This window comes from Streptomyces mesophilus (assembly GCF_040300965.1).
GTDB classification, from domain to species: domain Bacteria; phylum Actinomycetota; class Actinomycetes; order Streptomycetales; family Streptomycetaceae; genus Streptomyces; species Streptomyces mesophilus_A.
Window position 1 is genome coordinate 86,912 of record NZ_JBEPEW010000004.1, and the last position, 18,425, is coordinate 105,336.

The 18,425-nt window shown below is 69.8% G+C and carries 16 protein-coding genes and 1 pseudogene; 5 read left to right on the plus strand and 12 right to left on the minus strand.

The features are described from left to right. Positions 1-4 precede the first annotated feature (4 nt). Entirely contained in the window at positions 5-2,047 is a 2,043-nt protein-coding gene (locus ABT367_RS02905) for a PE-PGRS family protein (RefSeq protein ID WP_352248902.1), read from the plus strand. On the opposite strand, the pseudogene ABT367_RS02910 reads toward ABT367_RS02905, so the two are convergent. The 11 genes and pseudogenes from ABT367_RS02910 to ABT367_RS02960 form a co-directional block, all read right to left on the minus strand. Next, positions 2,022-2,231 (minus strand): annotated as a pseudogene (locus ABT367_RS02910) (peptide-methionine (R)-S-oxide reductase); the annotation flags it as partial. The gene ABT367_RS02905 and the pseudogene ABT367_RS02910 overlap by 26 nt on opposite strands. A gap of 215 nt (positions 2,232-2,446) precedes the next feature. Continuing rightward, the gene (locus ABT367_RS02915; RefSeq protein WP_352248904.1) at positions 2,447-3,877 is read right to left on the minus strand and encodes a DUF6177 family protein; all 1,431 of its coding nucleotides are present in this window, start codon (positions 3,875-3,877) and stop codon (positions 2,447-2,449) included. Between the two features lie 102 nt (positions 3,878-3,979). Next, a complete protein-coding gene (locus ABT367_RS02920) occupies positions 3,980-4,984 on the minus strand; it encodes a hypothetical protein (RefSeq protein WP_352248906.1) in 1,005 nt (334 codons plus the stop codon). Then, complete coding sequence (locus tag ABT367_RS02925) at positions 4,981-7,092, minus strand: hypothetical protein (RefSeq protein WP_352248907.1); 2,112 nt, start codon at positions 7,090-7,092, stop codon at positions 4,981-4,983. Before ABT367_RS02925 ends, ABT367_RS02920 begins: the two co-directional genes overlap by 4 nt. 186 nt (positions 7,093-7,278) lie before the next feature. Further along, positions 7,279-7,686 carry a DUF6507 family protein gene (locus tag ABT367_RS02930; RefSeq protein ID WP_352248909.1) on the minus strand — a complete coding sequence of 136 codons (408 nt, stop codon included), beginning with the start codon at positions 7,684-7,686 and terminating at the stop codon, positions 7,279-7,281. A 57-nt stretch (positions 7,687-7,743) separates the two neighbouring features. Beyond that, positions 7,744-8,055 carry a pore-forming ESAT-6 family protein gene (locus ABT367_RS02935; RefSeq protein WP_352248911.1) on the minus strand — a complete coding sequence of 104 codons (312 nt, stop codon included), beginning with the start codon at positions 8,053-8,055 and terminating at the stop codon, positions 7,744-7,746. A 32-nt stretch (positions 8,056-8,087) separates the two neighbouring features. Then, positions 8,088-8,420, minus strand: coding sequence for a hypothetical protein (locus ABT367_RS02940; protein ID WP_352248913.1), 333 nt, complete (start codon positions 8,418-8,420; stop codon positions 8,088-8,090). 322 nt (positions 8,421-8,742) lie between these two features. Further along, positions 8,743-9,150: a peptide-methionine (R)-S-oxide reductase MsrB gene (gene msrB, locus ABT367_RS02945; RefSeq protein WP_352248915.1), complete on the minus strand. Its 408-nt coding sequence runs from the start codon at positions 9,148-9,150 to the stop codon at positions 8,743-8,745. A 13-nt stretch (positions 9,151-9,163) separates the two neighbouring features. Beyond that, positions 9,164-10,570 (minus strand): UDP-N-acetylmuramate--L-alanine ligase, encoded by a 1,407-nt coding sequence (murC, locus tag ABT367_RS02950; protein ID WP_352248917.1) that lies wholly within the window; start codon positions 10,568-10,570, stop codon positions 9,164-9,166. Between the two features lie 124 nt (positions 10,571-10,694). After that, complete coding sequence (locus tag ABT367_RS02955; RefSeq protein WP_352248919.1) at positions 10,695-11,162, minus strand: indole-3-glycerol phosphate synthase; 468 nt, start codon at positions 11,160-11,162, stop codon at positions 10,695-10,697. 165 nt (positions 11,163-11,327) lie between these two features. After that, positions 11,328-12,101 (minus strand): pyrimidine reductase family protein, encoded by a 774-nt coding sequence (locus ABT367_RS02960; protein WP_352248921.1) that lies wholly within the window; start codon positions 12,099-12,101, stop codon positions 11,328-11,330. Positions 12,102-12,138: 37 nt separating this feature from the next. On the opposite strand from ABT367_RS02960, the gene zapE reads away from it, so the two are divergent. The 4 genes from zapE (at position 12,139) to ABT367_RS02980 (ending at position 16,870) form a co-directional block, all read left to right on the plus strand. Beyond that, a complete protein-coding gene (gene zapE / locus ABT367_RS02965; RefSeq protein WP_352248923.1) occupies positions 12,139-13,233 on the plus strand; it encodes a cell division protein ZapE in 1,095 nt (364 codons plus the stop codon). A gap of 119 nt (positions 13,234-13,352) precedes the next feature. Further along, positions 13,353-14,729, plus strand: coding sequence for an alkaline phosphatase PhoX (locus tag ABT367_RS02970; RefSeq protein WP_352248925.1), 1,377 nt, complete (start codon positions 13,353-13,355; stop codon positions 14,727-14,729). A gap of 252 nt (positions 14,730-14,981) precedes the next feature. Next, a complete protein-coding gene (locus ABT367_RS02975) occupies positions 14,982-15,899 on the plus strand; it encodes a polyphosphate kinase 2 family protein (protein WP_434975388.1) in 918 nt (305 codons plus the stop codon). Positions 15,900-16,006: 107 nt separating this feature from the next. Further along, positions 16,007-16,870: a polysaccharide deacetylase family protein gene (locus ABT367_RS02980; protein WP_352248927.1), complete on the plus strand. Its 864-nt coding sequence runs from the start codon at positions 16,007-16,009 to the stop codon at positions 16,868-16,870. 7 nt (positions 16,871-16,877) lie between these two features. Here ABT367_RS02980 and ABT367_RS02985 read toward each other — a convergent pair whose 3' ends face one another. After that, entirely contained in the window at positions 16,878-18,290 is a 1,413-nt protein-coding gene (locus ABT367_RS02985; protein WP_352248930.1) for an ABC transporter ATP-binding protein, read from the minus strand. Positions 18,291-18,425 lie beyond the last annotated feature (135 nt).

An 18,425-nucleotide genomic window follows, 5' to 3' on the forward strand; every position in this document is an offset into this window, starting at 1 on the left:
CGTCATGAGTGCCTCTCAGGACGCCGGCCGCTCCATCACGCCGAGGGAAAAGGCCGACGCGATTCTCGCCGAGGCGGGACTGGAGTACGCGGGCGGCTGGGGCGCCGGCTTCAATGTCCTCCCCACCTATGCCGCGCTGCGGCCCATCGCAGCGGGAAACGCCGTACCGACCTCTGAGATATCCCTGGATGCCGCCGACCCGTTCGCCGAGACCGACGCGGAATGGTTCCGACTGGCCACCGCGCACGGGCTGTTCGGCAAGGACGGGGGCTTCCTGATCACGCTGGGACACGGCGGCTGGTTCCGGGTCCGGCTCGGGGAGGAGTGGCGGCTCGCGGAGGTCCTGCGGAATCAGCCCCGCTGCCCGGAGTTCATGACGCTCTCCCCGGACGGGAAGACGCTGATCGGCGTCACCACCGAGGAGTACGGGATCTGGCTGATCGTGGTCGCCGACCTCCCGGCGTATCAGGAGCAACGGGCTCTGAGGCTGGCGCGGGAAGAGAGCGAGGAGGAGCGGGAAGCTGCTTGGGACGGGCTGTTCAGCAGGCTCCGGATTCCACCGCGCACACGAGAACAGTGGGCGACCGGACTCCTGTCCAACCCCTCTCTGCCCGACGACCTCCGGCTCGACCTCGTGGTACGCACCGGGAGGTACTACGGCCCCCAACTGCCCGCCGATGTGATCGACCGACTGATCGACCACCCGGACTGGAAGGTGCGTGGCGCACTGGTCGACACCGGTTCCAACCAGCTGACGCCGGAACAGTGGACCCGCCTCGTCCTCGCCGAAGAGGACGACCGTCACCGCTGGGCCCTGGTCGGCATCGCCGTCGGCTACCGCGCGACGTTCACCTCGACCGCCTACGAGCGTCTCGCCGCCGATCCCGTCCCGCGCATCCGTGCCGAGACCGCCTCGCTGACCGGACTGCCGACCGCCGTCGCCCGCGCCCTGCTCATCGACCCCGAGCCCCGGGTCCGTAAGTCCGCCTGCGCCGTCGCCTGGCCGGACCTGAACGCCGACGAGCGCCGCGCGCTCCTCGCCGACCCCGACTCCGGCGTCCGCGCCCTCGCCCGTCGGCTGCACCACCGCGAACACCCCGTCTCGCGCGCCGTCTTCGAGAGCGACGACCTCGGCGACGCCACCCGCGTCATCACCAACTCCGCCCTTGAACCGGGACTGGCCCACCATCTGTCCCGGCACCCGGACGCCACGCTGCGCCGCGCGCTCGCCGACAACCCTCACCTGTCCCGGGCCCTGATCGCCGTCATGGCCGAGGACCCCGATCCCTTCGTCCGGGGCACCCTCGCTCTCCGCCCGGACCTCACCGAGGCCCAACGGACCGCCATCTCCTACGACTTCGACCCGTCAAGCCGCTCCCGCACCCTCCCCTGGGTGCAGGCCCTGCACAACGACCCCGAAGCCATGCGCCGCCTCGCCGCCTCCTCCCACCCCCTGATCCGCCGCTCCGTCGCCCGCGCCCGCCACCTCCCACCGGACGTCGTCGACCGCCTCGCCCACGACGAGGACCGCGTCGTCCACCTCTTCCTCGCCGAGTCCTGCGACGACGCCCCGCCCTGGATGCTGCTCCAGGTCTGGCACTGGTGGAACGGCAGCCTCTCCTCCCCCGGCCGCCCCCGCACCCACCCCAACTTCCCCCGTACGGATCTCCTCAAGTACGCCGACGACCCCAACCCCCGGCTACGTCAACTCGCCCTGGACGACCCGGACTCCACCCCCGAACTCGTCGAACGCTTCACCCTCGACCCGCACCGCGAGGTCCGCTTCCGTGCCGCCGACGACTCCCGCCTGAGCCGACTGGGCGCGGTCCGCCTCCTGGACGACCCCGACTCCTCCGTCCGCTGGGCCGCCACCCGCTCCCCCCGTCTCCCCGCCCACGTCCTGGTCACGCTCCTCCGCGAGGGCCGCACCGCCGAAACCGCCGCCCGGAACCCGGCGATCCCGCCCGGCATCATCCGCAGGATGGCCGAGCGGGACCAGATATCGCCGGACGAGGGCCCGGTCACTCCCCGACCGGCACCAGCCTGAGCGAGATCGAGTTGACGCGGTACCGCTGATCCGTAGGCGTCGGATACCCCTCGCCCTCGAAGACATGGCCCAGGTGCGAGCCGCACTTCGCGCAGCGGACCTCGGTGCGGACCATGCCGTGCGAGGTGTCGGACAGGAGCTCGACCGCGTCCGTGCCCTTCGGGTCGAAGAAGCTCGGCCAGCCGTACCTTCTGTAACCCCAACCTCAACAGCCGCTCCGGCACCCAGAAACGCTGCTCCGACGCCAGCACATGCGCATCCACCGGGACCAGGGCCAGCGCCGCCACCCTCGCCGTACGCCCACCCCTCTTGCCTACGCAGCGTCAGCCGCGTCCGCTGCAGGGCGCGCCAATCCGCGCACCGCTCGAAGCACGTCCGTTATCCCACGGCGCCGCCTCGTTACCTACGTGCGGCCGACGGGGCCCTTGGGTGCCTGGTGCTCTTCACGTGCTGGTCGAGGCGCTGCAGTGCGTGCCACGCGGCAGGGTCGGTGCCGTCGCCGAGCGTGTAGTGCAACGCCGGCTGTCTGGCGGGGCCGAACTCGACTGACGTGGCCGGCGCCTGGCGCGCCTGGGCGAGGCCGATGTCGCGTACAGCGTCGCTGCCGAGGGTCAACGAGACCGGGATGGCGGGCGGTTCGAAGTGGGCGGGCGCGGTCAGGTCGAACCGACCGGTCCGGACGTGGGTGAGCATGGTCGCGAGGTGATGCCGCGTGGCGAGTGCCTCGGCCAACTCCGGCAGCTTGTCAAGGGGCAGCGACCGGGCGGCGGCGTATCCGAGGGCGAGGGTGGTGTGTTCCTCGACGCCGGCGCGGGTGTGGGTTATCTGGGTGGTGGCGATCGCGGGTTGGTCGGGGTGGCCAACCGCGGTGAGCCAGGTGCTGGCGCCGCCCTGGGCGCGCCGGCGGGCGAGGTCGGTCAACTGGCGTGGTGACCATGGGAGGTTGACGGGCTCGGCGGTGGACCAGCCGGCCGGCGGCCTGCCCGTAAGGGTCCGCCAGGCGGTCTCCAACGCTTCGCCGAGGACTAGGTGTTCGCTCACCGGGTGGACAGCGCGGAAGGCGAGCAGGAGTTGGCGCTGTTCCTGCGGTGCGGTGCCGGCTCGGTAGGCGTCCGCGAGTCGCGGAGCGTCGTCGGCACCGAGAACGGGGGTGAACATCTCTCCCTGCCAGTCCAGGGCCAGGCCGGTGAGACCGTCGTAGTAGCCGGACGCGGTATCGCGTACGACCCATCGTGACGGCGTACGGCCCAGCAGGGAGCGCATCGGCAAGGTCAGGCGGACGTCGGCCGGGGTGACGAGTTGGAGTTCGCGCCCGCTGCGGGCCGCGGTCTGCAGGGCGTCGATGAGCCAGGTGGTGGCGGCTACGACGGGCCGGTTCTGGATGACGACCGCCGCTGCCTCGGTGAGGATGTCGACATCCAGCACTGTGTCGTCCGCGCGCGACGTGTCCGTCCGTGGCGGCACGACGTCGACCTGCGTCACCTCCGGCGGCCAACTCGCACCTCCGAGAACCGCCTTCAGGCGCCCGGCCACGGAAGCAGCGAGCTGCCGGGCCTCCTCGACACCGGCGGTGGCGCGGATCTCCGTCCACCACACCGGCGCATCCGCCTCGGCCCCGATGCCGAGCAATCGCTCGACCTCACCGGGCACTTGGACGTACAGCGGAGCCTCCAGCGAGACCACGACCTGCCCCTCCGGGGACCGCAACTGCAGGTGCGCACCATCCGGGTCCTGGGTGAGGATCGCCTCCGGGCCGCCGGCGTACAGGCTCGCCAGGAGCGTCTGCTGGTCGGGCATCTTCGGGGTGAGGGCGATGATGTCCTGGGGCACCGGTGTTACCTCTCAGGCGAAAGTGGGAACTCGCCGCCGCGTTGACTCTGTCCGGGGGAAGGCCGAAACGACCGGTCGGTGGGTGCTGCGACCCGAGAGCGGTCAGTACCGACCTGACAGCTCCTCCAGAGCGTCGAGCGTCGAAGACTCCTTGGGTGTGTCCTCGCTGAACTCGCCCGTCTCCGGTTCCGGCGGCAGGTGAGAAAGCCAGTCCAGCGCAGCGAGAGGCGCGAGTCCGCGGCCGTGGGCCTTGCGCAGACGCAGCAGCCACTGCCGGCCGGTTTCGAAGGCGATGTCACCGACTGCGGTGCGCGGTTCGAAGCACGCCGCATCGTCGCCGACGGATGCCCAGACATATCCGACGACCTGGCCGTCGCGGCGCACGGTGAAGTAGCGGACAGGGTGATCAGTGATCTCTTCGTACTCATCCTCGGAGGAAGGCAGTCCCTCCCGCAGCCGGCGGGAGCGAGCCGGTACTTCGAAAGTCCCCCAGGCATCGGCGAAGGCGGGCCCCTCGGCCCGCTCGTCCTCGAAGCCCGTCTCGGTGGGGGTCGCGTAGCGGTTGGCGTCACCTGGCGTCGGCTTCATTCCCAGCAGGGCGGAAATCCCTTCCAGCGCGCTGGCGAGGCGGGGCGCATTCACCTCATACACGGCGCGCTGTTCGCGCTCCCGGGTGTCCAGGGTCAGCCACGCGTCGGAATACGTTTCCAGCGTGACGGCCATGAGGGCGCCCTTCCAGATATCGACCTGGATGACGAAGAGCTGTTCCGCACGGTGCCGAACACCGGATTCCCACCAGTAGCCAGGGCACCGGATCCGGATGCCGACCACGACGTCGCCGTCGTGCGTTGCCGCGCGCCCGGCAACGTCAGACAGTTGAGCACCGGCCTGCGCTTCGTGACCCACCGGGATATCGCGCACGTCCATGAATACGTTGCGCGTGTCACGGGACGACCGGACGGAAAAGCTGGCCGTCGTGGGAGTCGCCAGCGCCAGGTCAGCAAGAATCTTCCAGATGGTGGCGGCGTATTCCGCCCCACGAAGTGGAGGCGCGTTTTCGGTCTGGACTTCCCATGTCCAATCGCCGATGGGGTCGGTGGTGATCACAACATGTCCCTGGGGTCGGTCTTGCTGCCTGGCGGAATCACAAGTGTTCCATCCTCCAGGCGGATGACGAATGTGATGCCCTCACCCTTCGGCCCGCTTCCTCCTCGGTTGGTGTCCATCAGGGCATCGAAGGAGCCGTTGGCCATCCAGTCGTCGCGAGTCCCCTTCGCGCCGTCGACCAGAAGGATCCTGTGGTCGGCCTCACCCCGCGCGAGCTGGAGGAGGTACTTGCCCCGGGTGATCTCAGAAACGGGATCCTGCGGATCGTTCAGGCGCTTCTGCTGGTAGCCGTACACCCCGGACTCATCCCTGACGCGCACATCGATATCGGACCCCGGTGGATGCTTCACTTCGAAATCGATGTTCTCCGCGGGTATGCCGGCCCGGACAAGGTCGTCGGCGAACATGATCTGGTCGCAGGCAGGCTGGTACATGGCCACCTTCCTGGCCCCCAGGTCCGAAACCACTTTCCCGAATTGGTCACTCTGATTGAGGCGGCCAGAGGCGATGATCTCGGCCATCTGCCGGCCGTTCGGCTCCTGCGCGAGCCGGTCGAAGGCACGCTCAAGGACATCGGGCTTCGGCCTCTGCTTCCCGGGCATTCCCTTGATCGCGTCGCGGATCTGCTGCTCAGTGTCGCTGCCGCGCACCATGGGCTGAGCTTCGCCACCAGGTGATTCCGAGCCGGAATCGCCGGCGCCTCCACCGGACCCGTCACCGCCGTCCGCACCACTACCGCCACCGGATGGCGCGCCCGTGCCGCCGTCCGCCGAACCGTGCGCTGCGGCGCCGGTGTCGTTCCCGTCAGCGGTGCCAGTGCCCCCAGCCGACCCGCGTCCCGATGCGGCGTCCGAGTCTGCGGCATGCGCCGACGTGAAGTCGCTGCCACCGGTGCGTCTGCCCGAATCACCATGTGGGGGCAGTTGCCCATCGCTACCGTTGATATGAGACTCTGCGCCGCGGCCCCCGACGCCGACGAGCTCCTGGTCGCGACTCGTGGCGTTCTCGGATGCGTCGGTGTCGGCGTTCTCCTGCTTGGGCTTGTCGTTGATGGGGTTGCCATCGGAGTCGAGGATGTGGAACTCGCCGTCCTCGATGCGGACGGCGGCGCCGTTGTCCAGGCGCCACAGGGTGTGGGGACTGTCGGCCCGGCGGAACGTGTCGAGCTGGGAGCCGGCCGCGGCGATGACCTCGGACATCTTCGGCATCCCCGCCACCGTCCTACCGGCCCGGAGCGTGGCGCTGATCGGGTCGGTGAAGTCCAGGACCTTCGCGGCGGTGGCCGCACCGCGTGCCATGGCGCCGGTGCCGCGCGCGCCTGCGGCGATCCCGCCGAGACCGAGGGTGCCGACCGTGACCGTGACGGTGCCGGCCGCGCGGTCGGGGTTCTCGTCCCACATGTCCCAGGCGACTGCACCTTTGAGGAAGTCGCGGAGGGCCTGCTTCGACTCCTTCTCGTGAGTGGTCTCCGGCTCGGGGCCGAGGGTCTTGTCCATGACCCAGTCGTACGGCGTCATCAGGTAGTAGCTGAGCCCGGAGAACGTCTTGCCGAGCTGGTCCCACGCCTCGCCGGCGGCGTCCGCGCCGTCGACGCCGACGAAGGTCCCCAGACCGCGGATGCCACCCCAGATGTTGTCGACGACGATGCCGTCCCACACATAGCTCTTGGCGCCGTGCCCCCACCAGTCCAGGCTCCACGTCTCATACGTGCGCTCCTCCGGCGTGCCCCAGGGCAACTCCTCGGCCTGGCCCAGCATGTCGGCGCTGTATCCGTACATGCCCGCACCGTGACTGCCGTCATCCACAACCCACTTGGGGCGGCACACCAGCTTGTTGATCGCGTCGATCTTGTTGGCGGCGTTCCGCTCCGCCTCCTGGAACCCGGCCTGCGCGGCGGCGACACCGTCCATCAACGCCTGGTGGGCGTTCGACTTGTCCTCGTCGTCGGTCCAGTCGTCATCGCCCTTGACGCTGTCGACGAAAGCGAACGCGTCCTCGCGCAGCTGCTTGAGGCGGTCCGCATGCGGCTTGGCCTCGGCGATGAACGTGTCCAGGGCATCAGCCAGGGTCTCGAGGTTCGCGGCGAACTCGTCGCCAGTGTCCGCCACCGGCTGGGTGCTAGAGAGCAGTTGCTCGTCTTCCGGCGCCTTGTAGTAGGCGCCGACGGCCTGGAAGCGGGAGTGGATGTCCGAAGCTTCCGTTGCGGATCCCGGTCGCCTGGGTGCGCAGTGCGGAGGCGTCCTTGCCCAACTGCTCGAAGCTGCCCAGGTACTGCGGGATCATCCCCGGTTCGATCATCGCGGTTGCTCCCCGCCCTGCTCCGGCTTGCCGGCGGCCGCCTTCAGCTCCTCAGGCGTCGGCGCCTTCGCGGCCTCACGCTGCGCATCAGCGGCCATGGCCAGATCCCCCTCGACGTACTCGACGGTGGCCTTGACCGTGCCCTCCATCGTCTTCTTCGTCCGTGCGGCCATGAAAAGGATCTTCTGTTGGGTGTCGTTCGCGAAGTTCGAGATCGCGATCCCCACCGGCCCGACCGGAGCCGACGTACCGCAGTACGGGCCGCTGATCGTGCCGGCCGACAGCGCGGCACTCTCCACGCTCTTCCCGTACGCCGTGAGGTCCTTCTGCAGATCGTCCGCCGCAAGCCCCACAAGCGACAGAATCGATTCCACCCCGCTGGGCGAGACGTCCCAGCCCGACATTGATCAACCCCCGCAACTGCCCTGTACGTGCACCCGTGCTGTCCTGCGACGCTCTGTTCAGCCGACGGCGTCGACGGCGGCCTTCGCGCGCGACAGGGTCTGCTGCGCGGTGCCGTCGTTCTTCTCCAAGGTGGTCTTCAGGAGCTGGATGATCGTGCGGACCTCGTTGGAGGCGCGGTTCCAGCGCAGTTCCTTGTCGTGGTACGAGTCCGAGACGCCGTCGGCCTGGAAGTCGGCCAGGGCCGCCTTCACCGCACGATCCCGATCCGTGATCACCTGCTCCAGGCGGGCAATGACGCCCTGGATGTTGCCCTGCGCGTCCGAGGACGCGGCCACGTCGTACGAGCGACGATCAGCATTCGAAGCCATCAGAAGTCCCCAGTCCCCGCAGGTCGGCCGGGTCAGCGTCCGCCGAAGCGGGCGGCGTCGAAGTTCGCGGCAGCCATGTTCGAGCGGGCATTGTCCGCCGACTCCTGATCACCCGTCGCGAACGACGAGTCCATCCCGGACTGTCCGCCCAGGATCGCCGACAGGGATCCGTTCAACGCTGCCGTGATCTCGTCCGAGTTGTTCTTGAACGCATCGAAAGCCGCCTTGCCCGAGCCGTTGAAACGACCCTCCAACGGCTGCGCGGCAGCGATCAACTGCCGGATCAACGACCCGAGATCATCACTCGAACCCTGCGACTGCAACCGCAGATTCGACAGAACCGTGGCGCCCATGTCGAACTTCATGCGTGAATCCACCCCGTCACTCGACAGCTGCGCGAACTCACCTCGCCCGCACCCAATGTGGTGCATGCAGCACATACGAACCACCCGTATCGATCATCCTGGACCGAGTGTCCTTGCGAACGCAATGTGCTTCAGGCCAAAGCCGCTGCCGGACGAGGGGCGCGTAATCGGAGGAAGGCACAGTGCGGGGCCGGGCTCGAGCGGCCTCATCTCCCCATGTGCCGTGGGGGTTCCCGGGGCAACGATGACGGCATTCCGTGCGGCTGGAAGTAAGGGGTCCGCAACGTACGCGCGGACCCCTTACTCACCCAACCCGGCCAACTCAATGCTGATCCGGCTCCAAGCGCAGCGAGATCGAGTTGATGCAGTACCGCTGATCCGTAGGCGTCGGATACCCCTCGCCCTCGAAGACATGGCCCAGGTGCGAGCCGCACTTCGCGCAGCGGACCTCGGTGCGGACCATGCCGTGCGAGGTGTCGGACAGGAGCTCGACCGCGTCCGTGTCCTTCGGGTCGAAGAAGCTCGGCCACCCGCAGTGCGACTCGAACTTCTCGCCCGACGTGAAGAGTTCGGCGCCGCAGGCGCGACAGGAGTACACGCCCTTGGTCTTCGTGTCCGTGTACTCGCCGACGAAGGCGGGCTCCGTGCCCGCCTCGCGCAGGACCTTGTACTCGGCCGGGGTCAGCTCCGCACGCCACTGCTCGTCCGGCTTTTCGACCTCGTACGACATGATCCTCAGCTCCTCACTCGGCGGTGTGCGCGGACAGGTGCTCCAGGATGCGCGGACCGAGGTCCGTCACATCGCCCGCGCCCATGGTGAGAACCAGATCGCCGGGCTTCGCCATTCCCGCGATGACGGCGGGGGCCTTGTCCTTGTCGTGCTCGGCGGTCACGTCCGCGCCCGCGGCGCGCGCGGCGTCGAGGATGAGTTCGCTGGTCACGCCGGGGATCGGGTCCTCGCGGGCGGGGTAGATGTCGAGGACCACGGAGGAGTCGGCGAGCGCCAGGGCCTGACCCATCTCGGTGCCGAGCTCCTGCGTACGGGAGAACAGGTGCGGCTGGTAGAGCACCAGGATGCGCGCGTCCGCGGCGGCCGCGCGCATGGCTTCCAGGTCGGCGGTCATCTCCGTGGGGTGGTGCGCGTAGGAGTCGATGACCTGGACGCCGGCCGCCTCGCCCTTGAGCTGGAGGCGGCGCTTGACGCCCGTGTACGACTTGATCGCACCGGCCAGGTTGTGCGCCGGGATACCCATCGCGACGCCCGCGGCGAGGGCGGCCACCGCGTTGTGCGCGTAGTGGCGGCCCGGGACCGAGACCATGAAGGTCAGCAGCTTGCCGCCGATGAGGACGGTGACCTCGCTGGACAGCCCGCGCGGGGTGATCTTGTGGATACGGACGTCCGAGCCCTCGGACTCGCCGTACGTGACGACGTTGAGGGAGGAGACGTCGCGCAGCCGGCGGGTGAGTTCCACGGCGCCCGACTGGTCGGCGGCGATGACGAGCGTGCCGCCCGGCACGATCTTGCCGGCGAAGGTCTCGAAGGAGTCGTAGATCTCGTCCATCGAGGCGTAGTTGGCGTGATGGTCGAGCTCGACGTTGAGGACGATCGCGACCTCGGGCGCGTACTTGTGGAAGCTGCGGTCCGACTCGTCCGCCTCGGCGACGAAGATCTCGCCGCTGCCGTGCTCGGCGTTGGAACCGGGGGCGTCGAGGTCGCCGCCGATCGCGTACGAGGGGTTCAGGCCGAGGCTGGAGAGCGCGACCGCGAGCATCGAGGTCGTGGTCGTCTTGCCGTGGGTGCCGGCCACCGCGATCGGGCGCAGGTTGTCCATCAGCGCGGCGAGCGCGTCTGAGCGGTGCACGACCGGGATGCCGCGCTCCTTGGCGGCGGCCAGCTCCGGGTTGTCGGCGCGGATCGCGGACGAGACCACGATCGCGCTGGCGTCCTCGGCCAGGTGGGCGGCGTCGTGGCCCAGGTGCACGGTGGCGCCGAGGGCACGCAAGGCGTCGGTGGTCGGGGAGGCCTTGGAGTCGCTGCCGGCCACCTGTGCGCCGCGCTGCGTGAGGATCTTCGCGATGCCCGACATTCCGGCGCCGCCGATGCCGATGAAGTGCGGTCGGTCCAGGGCAGGGGGGATGCCGGGCGTCATACGAGGTCTCCCGAGGGTCGCGTGCTGGGGCGGGGACCCAGCCTAAGTGCTGTGCGGGGCCCCTTTGAGCACCGGGCGGTCAGCCCGGCGGGCCCGGCGTCGGTGCACCGGGCCGAGCCGCAACCTACTCGCTGTGCGCGTACAGCTTGAGGACCGGCACCCCGACCTTGTGCCGCGCCCGCGAGGCCCAGTCCCGGTGGAAGAACTCCTCGACATAGTGCGGGGCCGTCAGGACGATCACCTCGTCCGCGCCGGTCTGCTCGGTGATCGAGGACAGGACGTCCAGGGGGTGGTCCTCGACCAGATGCCCGACGGCCTCGCAGCCGGCCTCGCGCAGCGCGGCCAGCGAGTGGTCGAGCGCCTGCTGCGCGGGGCCCACGGCGTCCTCGCCTTCGGGTACGTCGCCCTCGTGGACGGCCTCTTCCAGTTCGCCGAGCGCCACGTCGTCGACCGCACGAAGGAGCCGGTCCTGGTCACCACGCGGCTGCATGAGGACGACGAAGGAGACCGTGTCGTCTCCGTGCAGGGTCGTGACGAACTCCACGTCGATGGCCGACAGGGCCTTCTCGATCATCAATACGCTCGTGAACACGTCCGGCGCCCTTCTCCTTTGGAGCCCTACCGGCCCCTGCGGAACCTGCGGATCCTCGGGGCCCAGGGCCCCTGCGGAAACCATCCTTCCCCGTGTTCGCACGGGGTCTGCGTGTCTTAGTGTGCCCACCGGAGCGGGAAACGGAACGACAGATTCCGCTGATTGTCAGGTTCGACGGTAGCGGCAGAACAGGAACCCGTCCTCTTCCAGCAGCGATGCGAGTTCCAGCCGCTCGGGCACCGGCAGGTACGGTCCCCCCGCGATCCGCTGGGCGTCACCCGCCGCAAGCATGGGCGAAACCGTCAGACACAGCTCGTCCAGGACGCCGGCCGCGACCAGCTGGCCGAGCAGCCGCGGTCCGCCCTCGGTGAGCAGCCGGGTGAAGCCGAGGTCCGCGAGACCCCGTACGGCCATGGCCGGGTCCACCCGTGCGCTGTCCCCGGCCACCACGATCCGCGCACCGGCCTGCTCGGCGGCCTTCATCCGGTGGGCGGGTGCCTCGGCGCCGGTGACGATCAGGGTCGGCACGAGGGGCTCGGTGAACAGGGGCAGCGAGAAGTCCAGGTCCAGGCTGCCGCTCACGATGGCGATCGCCGGCGCCGGGCCCTGCCCGGCCGCCTGCCTGCGCGCGGCGAACGCCTCGCGGGCGCGGGCCGGGCGGTAGCCCTCCAGGCGTACCGTTTCCGCACCGACGAGCACGACATCGGCGAGCGCCCGCAGGGTGCCGAAGATCCGCATGTCGGTGTCGCACGAGATGGGCTGGGATCGGCCGTCGTGCTGGGCGGCTCCGTCCAGCGTGGAGACCATGTTGGCGCGCAGCCACGGGGTGCCCCCGGGTGGATACGCGTACCGCTCGGCGAGTTCGTCGAGGCTCCACTGACGGGCCTGGGCCGAGCCGCCGGCTGCTGTCTCATCGGTCACAGGGAAAAGACTGCGCATGTCCCGCAGTCTTCCACGGCCCGTAAAGTGGGGACCTGTGTCGCCTTCTCCTGCTGCCGCCGGCCGCCATCCGATAGCCGATCCGGCCCCCCAGTCCCTCTGCGCGCGCGAGCCGCACGTCCCGGCCGAGCGTCTTGTCGCCGAGATGGTGCCGCCGCCGCGCTTCCAGAAGGCGCGCTTCGAGACGTACGTACCGGACGCTTCCCAGCCGTCGCAGGCGCAGGCCGTGCAGGTCCTGAGCACGTTCGCGGGCACGCTCGGCGGGGCGCACGCCAGTGGGGCGGGCAAGCGGCGCTGGTTCCAGAAGAAGGTCCAGGCTCCGGCCGGTCCGCGCGGCGTGTACCTGGACGGCGGCTACGGCGTCGGCAAGACGCATCTGCTCGCCTCCCTGTGGCACGCGACACCGGCCGAACCCTCGCTCAAGGCCTTCGGCACCTTCGTCGAGCTGACGAACCTCGTGGGCGCGCTCGGTTTCCAGCAGACCGTCACCACGCTCAGCGGCCACCGCCTGCTGTGCATCGACGAGTTCGAGCTCGACGATCCGGGCGACACCGTGCTCGTCTCCACCCTGCTCGGCAAGCTGGTCGACGCGGGCGTGGCGCTCGCGGCGACCTCGAACACGCTGCCCGGCAAGCTCGGCGAGGGCCGGTTCGCGGCGGCCGACTTCCTGCGCGAGATCCAGGGTCTGTCCGCGCACTTCAAGGCGCTGCGGATCGACGGCGAGGACTACCGGCACCGCGGGCTGCCCGAGGCGCCCGCGCCGTACAGCGACGAGCAGGTCGCGAAGACCGCGTACGCCACTCAGGGCTCGAGCCTCGACGACTTCCCGCATCTGCTCGACCACCTCGCCAAGGTGCACCCGAGCCGGTACGGCGCGCTCACCGACGATCTGTCGGCCGTCTGCCTGACCGGGGTCGACGCCGTGCCCGACCAGTCGACGGCGCTCAGGCTCGTGGTGCTCGCGGACCGGCTCTACGACCGCGAGGTGCCGGTGGTGGCCTCCGGCCTCCCCTTCGACCGGATCTTCGGCGAGGACATGCTGAAGGGCGGCTACCGCAAGAAGTACTTCCGCGCGATCTCGCGCCTCACCGCACTTGCGCGGGACGGGAAGCGGCTGGTCGAAGGCGCCTGAACCACGGGTTCCGAGGGGGACACGCGGGAGCCGACGCTACGCGCGTGGTTCCCGCGCCGTGGATCAGGTGGTACACACAGGCGGGTCACATTCCTGTCCGCCAACAGGGAGTTGCCCGAATGACCGACACACGTATGTCCGCGTCCCGCCGCCAAGTCCTCGCCGGAGGCGGGGCCTTGGGGGTCGGGATCGCCTTCGCCGGCTCGCTCAGCGAACTCTTCGCAGGGTCCGCCGCCGCGCACGGCAGAGGCGGTTACGGGCCGCTGGTGCCCGACCCGGCCGGTCTGCTCGATCTACCCAAGGGCTTTACGTACAAGGTGCTTTCCCGCGAAGGCGAGCCGCTGCGCTCGGGCGAGGGGAAGGTGCCCACGAACTTCGACGGCATGGCCGCCTTCGCCGGAAAGCGCGGCGGCACACACCTCGTCCGCAACCACGAGAACCGGCACAACGGCAAGATCGGTGTGCCGGTCGTCGAGGGTCTGACGTACGACCCGGCCGCGAAGGGCGGCTGTACGAACGTCACGCTCGACCGCCGCGGCAATGTCGTGGACGAGCGGGTCGGCATCGCCGGCACCGCCGTCAACTGCGCGGGCGGGCCCACCCCTTGGGGCACCTGGCTCACCTGCGAGGAGAACGAGGACAAGGCCGGCACCAACGGCTACACCAAGGACCACGGCTTCATCTTCGAGGTCGACCCGGTGGATCCGCGCCGTACGGGCGCCGTGCCGCTCACCGCGATGGGCCGCTTCCAGCACGAGGCGATCGCGGTCGACCCGAAGCGCGGCATCGTCTACGAGACGGAGGACGCGTTCCAGAAGCCGTTCGGCCTCTTCTACCGCTTCCTGCCCAACAAGCCCGAGGGCGGCCGCGGTTCGCTGCGCGCGGGCGGCCGGCTGCAGGCGATGCGCGTGCCCGGCGTACCGGATCTGGCGTCCGTCCAGGAGACGGGCGCGAGCTTCGACGGCGTCGAGTGGGTGGACGTCCCGGACCCGCTGGCCAAGGAAACCCCCATCCGGCTGCAGGACTTCGGCCCGAAGGGCATCACGCACGCGCAGAAGCTGGAGGGCTGCTACTGGGGCGGCAAGTCGGTCTACTTCGTGTCCAGCTACGCACGCAGCCGCGAGGGTTCGGCCGGTGACCACTATGGCCAGATCTGGCGGTACGACCCCTCGTCGCGCCGTCTCACGCTGGTGATCGTCTTCGGTCCTGACACGGACATCCAGCTGCCCGGCGAGGAGCCGGACAACATCTGCCTCGCCCCGAGCGGCGGCCTGATGGTGTGCGAGGACGGTGAGGGCGCACAGCACGTGTACGGCCTGACCCGGCGCGGCGAGGTCTATCCGATGGCCGGCAACCGGCAGAACATCGGGACGCCCGAGGCCCCGGAGTGGGGCGAGTTCGCGGGCTGCACGTTCTCGCCGGACTGGGACACGATGTACGTCAACTGCTACAACCCCGGCACGACCTTCGCGGTGACGGGGCCCTGGCACTCGTAGCCGCCGGCGTGGGCGGGCTGTGGACGACAGCCCGCCCTTCGGGGCGGTGGGTGCGCAGCGGTCGCGGCCGTCGCCGATCCGGCGCAGGATCGAGTGGACTGACGTAAGGGGTAGGCCGTGGCCAAGACGAAGACCAAGTCGGACAAGCCGGACCGGAAGCCCGGCAAGGCGACAAGCGGTGCCGGGAAGGCCAAGGTCAAGGCCGCGAAGGCGAAGGCGAAGGCGGACAAGCCCGCGCAGACTGACAAGTCTGTGAAGGCCGACAATTCCGCGAAGGCCGACAAGCCCACGAAGGCGAAGGCAGGCAAGGCCGGTGGATCCAGGACCACGGCCGCGCTCTCCGAGCTGCTGCGCGTCCCCGAGGGCGAACGCCTCGACCTCTCCACGTACGACACCCGCGCCACCCCCGCGGGACCGGCGAACAAGGCCGAGGCCCTCGCCGATCTGGCCCGTATGGGTGAACGTCTCGCCGACCTCCAGGAGCGGCTCTACGCGGCGAGCACCGCGGGCGACCGGCGCCGCGTGCTGCTCGTCCTGCAGGGCATGGACACCAGCGGCAAGGGCGGCACGGTCAAGCATGTGATCGGCCTGTTCAACCCGTCCGGCTGCCGGATCAAGGCCTTCAAGACACCCACGCCCGAGGAGCAGAACCACCCGTTCCTGTGGCGGATCATGAAGGCGCTGCCCGAGCGCGGCGAGATCGGAATCTTCGACCGCTCGCACTACGAGGACGTGCTCATCGCCCGCGTCCGCGAGCTTGTCCCGCGCAGCCAGCTCGGCCGGCGCTACGGCCAGATCAACCGCTTCGAGAAGTCCCTGACGCACGACGGCGTCACGGTCATCAAGTGCTTCCTGCACATCGGCAACGAGGAGCAGCGCGACCGGCTGCTCGAACGCCTCGACCGTCCGGACAAGCACTGGAAGTTCAACGTGGGCGATATCGAGGAGCGCGCCCTGTGGCCCGCGTACCAGGAGGCGTACGAGATCGCCCTGGAGCGCTGCTCGACGGAGGCGGCGCCGTGGTTCGTGATCCCCGCGGACCGCAAGTGGTACCGCAACTGGGCCGTCAGCAAGCTCCTCCTGGAACACCTCGAGGCCCTGGACCCGCAGTACCCGAAGGGCGATTTCGACGTGGAGGAGTGTCGCGCGCGGCTGCTGGCCTCGGAGTGATCGCGCGGTCGGCGGCTCCTTGGTGGCGGTCCGGCACCCGTTGATGCCCGCCTGACACCATTGGCGAAATGAGCGGTTTGTCGGATTTTCCGGGTTAACGTCTGCGCGTGACGACCCTCACCGCTCGCGTACGCACGCTCGCCGTCTGCGCCCTGCTCGCCACCACGACCGCCACCGCCGTCGCCGGCTGCGGCTCGCAGGCCGGACCGAAGAAGGCCGCCCCCACACCCTCCCCCGAGACGGGGACGGGTACCTCGCGGCCGCCTACGCTCGCGCCCGGTCCGCAGGGGCTCGCTCCGGTGTTCAAGAACGGGGAGCGGCGCGAGAAGGTGGTCGCGCTGACCTTCGACGCCGATATGACGGCGGACCAGGGGGCGCGGGCGGCGCGCGGGGAGCGGTTCGACAATCCGGAGCTGATCCGCGCGCTCAAGCGGTACAAGGTGCCGGCGACCGTGTTCATGACGGGCCGCTGGGCCGAGGAGTACCCGGCGCAGGCCAAGGCCATCGGCGCGGATCCGCTCTTCGAGGTCGCCAATCACTCGTACAGCCATTACGCCTTCACCAAGGACTGCTACGGGCTGCCGACCCTCGCGCCGAAGGACATGAAGGCCGATGTGGAGCGGGCGTTCAAGGCCTTCGAGAAGGCAGGGGTGAACGATGCGGTGCCGTACTTCCGCTTCCCCGGCGGGTGTTACGACCGCACCGCGCTGCGCGCCCTCGCGGCCGGCGGGGTGACCGCGGTGCAGTGGGACGTGGTGAGCGGGGACGCGTTCGCGACCGACGCGGACGCCGTCGCCGCGGATGTGCTCGGCGGGGTCAAGCCGGGTTCGGTGGTCGTCATGCACTGCACGCGCAGCGCGGCGCCCGCGACCGAGAAGGCGCTCCGCACGATCGTGCCCGCGCTGCGCAAGCAGGGCTACCGGTTCGTACGGGTGTCGGAGCTCATCGGGGCGCAGGGGTCCGCGCGCTGAGTCCGTCTCAGGTGTGCAGCGCCGGCATCCGGTCCGGGGCCGGGCAGATGCGCATCCCCGTGTGGTCGAACACGTAGAGCCGTTCCAGGTCCACCAGGAGCGGGATGTGGCCGCCGACGCGTACGCGGTGTTCGGGGCCGGACCGCAGGACCAGATCGCCTGCCGCCGTCGTACGGTGCTCCGGCGGGATCGAACCGGGCACCGGGCCCGGGACCGGCCCAGGCACTGAACCGGGGACCCGGCCCGGGCCCCAGCCAGGGACCTGCCCCGGCACCGACGCCGGCCGTGCGGCTGAAGCCGACCCCCGGGCGGCGGCGAGCGAGCTCACCCGGTGCAGCGCCCGGTCGAGCCAGGGTCTGCGGGACGGGCGCACCGCGCCGCCGTCCGCGGCGGGCCGGGAGGATTCCAGGTCGGGAACGACGGCCCGCCGCGAGCCGGTGTTCAGATGAACGAGCACCTCGTGCCCCAGATACTCCACATGCTCCACGATCCCGCCGAGCGCGGCCTCGCCCGGCCGCGCCTGGCTCGGCGGCCCGATCCGTACGGCCTCGGGGCGCAGGCCCACGATCACCGGACGCCCTTGCTGGATACGGAGCAGTTGGTGGTCGGTGGTCAACGGCTGCGGCAGACGCAGGCGTTGACGGCCGAGGTCGAGGGCCATGGGGCCGTCCAGCGGGGCGTTGACCACGCCCTCGAGGAGGTTGATCCGCGGGGTGCCGACGAAGGCCGCCACGAAGACATTGGCCGGGCGGGCGTACAGGTCACGGGGCGCGCTCGCCTGCTGGAGCACGCCGTCCCGCATCACCGCCACCCGGTCGCCGAGCGACATCGCCTCCGCCTGATCATGCGTCACATAGACGGTGGTGACGCCGAGTTCGGCGACGATACGGGCGATCTCGGCACGCAGATGGCTGCGCAGCTTGGCGTCGAGGCTGGACAGCGGCTCGTCCAGGAGGAAGACGGAGGGCCGGCGCGAGATGGCCCGGCCCATTGCCACGCGCTGACGTTCGCCTCCGGACATCTGGGCGGGCAGGCGCTCCAGGAGGTCCTCGATGGCGAGCATCCGCGCGGTCGCCCGTACGTCCTGGTCGTGGTCGGTCGAGGGGTCCCTGAGGCGCAGCGGGAACGCGATGTTCTGGCGGGTGGTCATGGACGGGTACAGCGCGAAGTTCTGGAAGACCATGGCGATGTCCCGCTCGCGCGGCACCATGTCGCTCGCGGGTTCGCCGCCGAGCAGCAACTCGCCCTCGGTGATGTCCTCCAGACCCGCGATCATGCGGAGCACGGTGGACTTCCCGCACCCCGAAGGGCCGAGGAGCACCAGGAACTCACCGGGCTCCACGGTCAGCGAGACCCGGCGCACGGCGTAGGCCTCGCCGTATCTCTTGCTGACTTCTCGCAACTCGATAGCTCTGCTCATGGAGGTCCGCCTGGGCTCGAAGGGGCCTTGCAGAAGGGGCCTTGCAGAAGGGGCTTTACGAGAGCGGCACAAGGATACGGCGAGCCCCGCCCCCTGCGCCCCTTCTTCACCAGGCGCAGGGGGCGGGCTCGTTCC

Excerpts from the sequence above, each read along its gene's own strand:
- ABT367_RS02905 (WP_352248902.1), top strand. The coding sequence starts at position 5 with ATGAGTGCCTCTCAGGACGCCGGCCGCTCCATCACGCCGAGGGAAAAG.
- ABT367_RS02930 (WP_352248909.1), bottom strand. The coding sequence starts at position 7,686 with ATGTCGGGCTGGGACGTCTCGCCCAGCGGGGTGGAATCGATTCTGTCG.
- ABT367_RS02935 (WP_352248911.1), bottom strand. The coding sequence starts at position 8,055 with ATGGCTTCGAATGCTGATCGTCGCTCGTACGACGTGGCCGCGTCCTCG.
- ABT367_RS02940 (WP_352248913.1), bottom strand. The coding sequence starts at position 8,420 with ATGAAGTTCGACATGGGCGCCACGGTTCTGTCGAATCTGCGGTTGCAG.
- msrB (WP_352248915.1), bottom strand. The coding sequence starts at position 9,150 with ATGTCGTACGAGGTCGAAAAGCCGGACGAGCAGTGGCGTGCGGAGCTG.
- murC (WP_352248917.1), bottom strand. The coding sequence starts at position 10,570 with ATGACGCCCGGCATCCCCCCTGCCCTGGACCGACCGCACTTCATCGGC.
- ABT367_RS02960 (WP_352248921.1), bottom strand. The coding sequence starts at position 12,101 with ATGCGCAGTCTTTTCCCTGTGACCGATGAGACAGCAGCCGGCGGCTCG.
- ABT367_RS02970 (WP_352248925.1), top strand. The coding sequence starts at position 13,353 with ATGACCGACACACGTATGTCCGCGTCCCGCCGCCAAGTCCTCGCCGGA.
- ABT367_RS02985 (WP_352248930.1), bottom strand. The coding sequence starts at position 18,290 with ATGAGCAGAGCTATCGAGTTGCGAGAAGTCAGCAAGAGATACGGCGAG.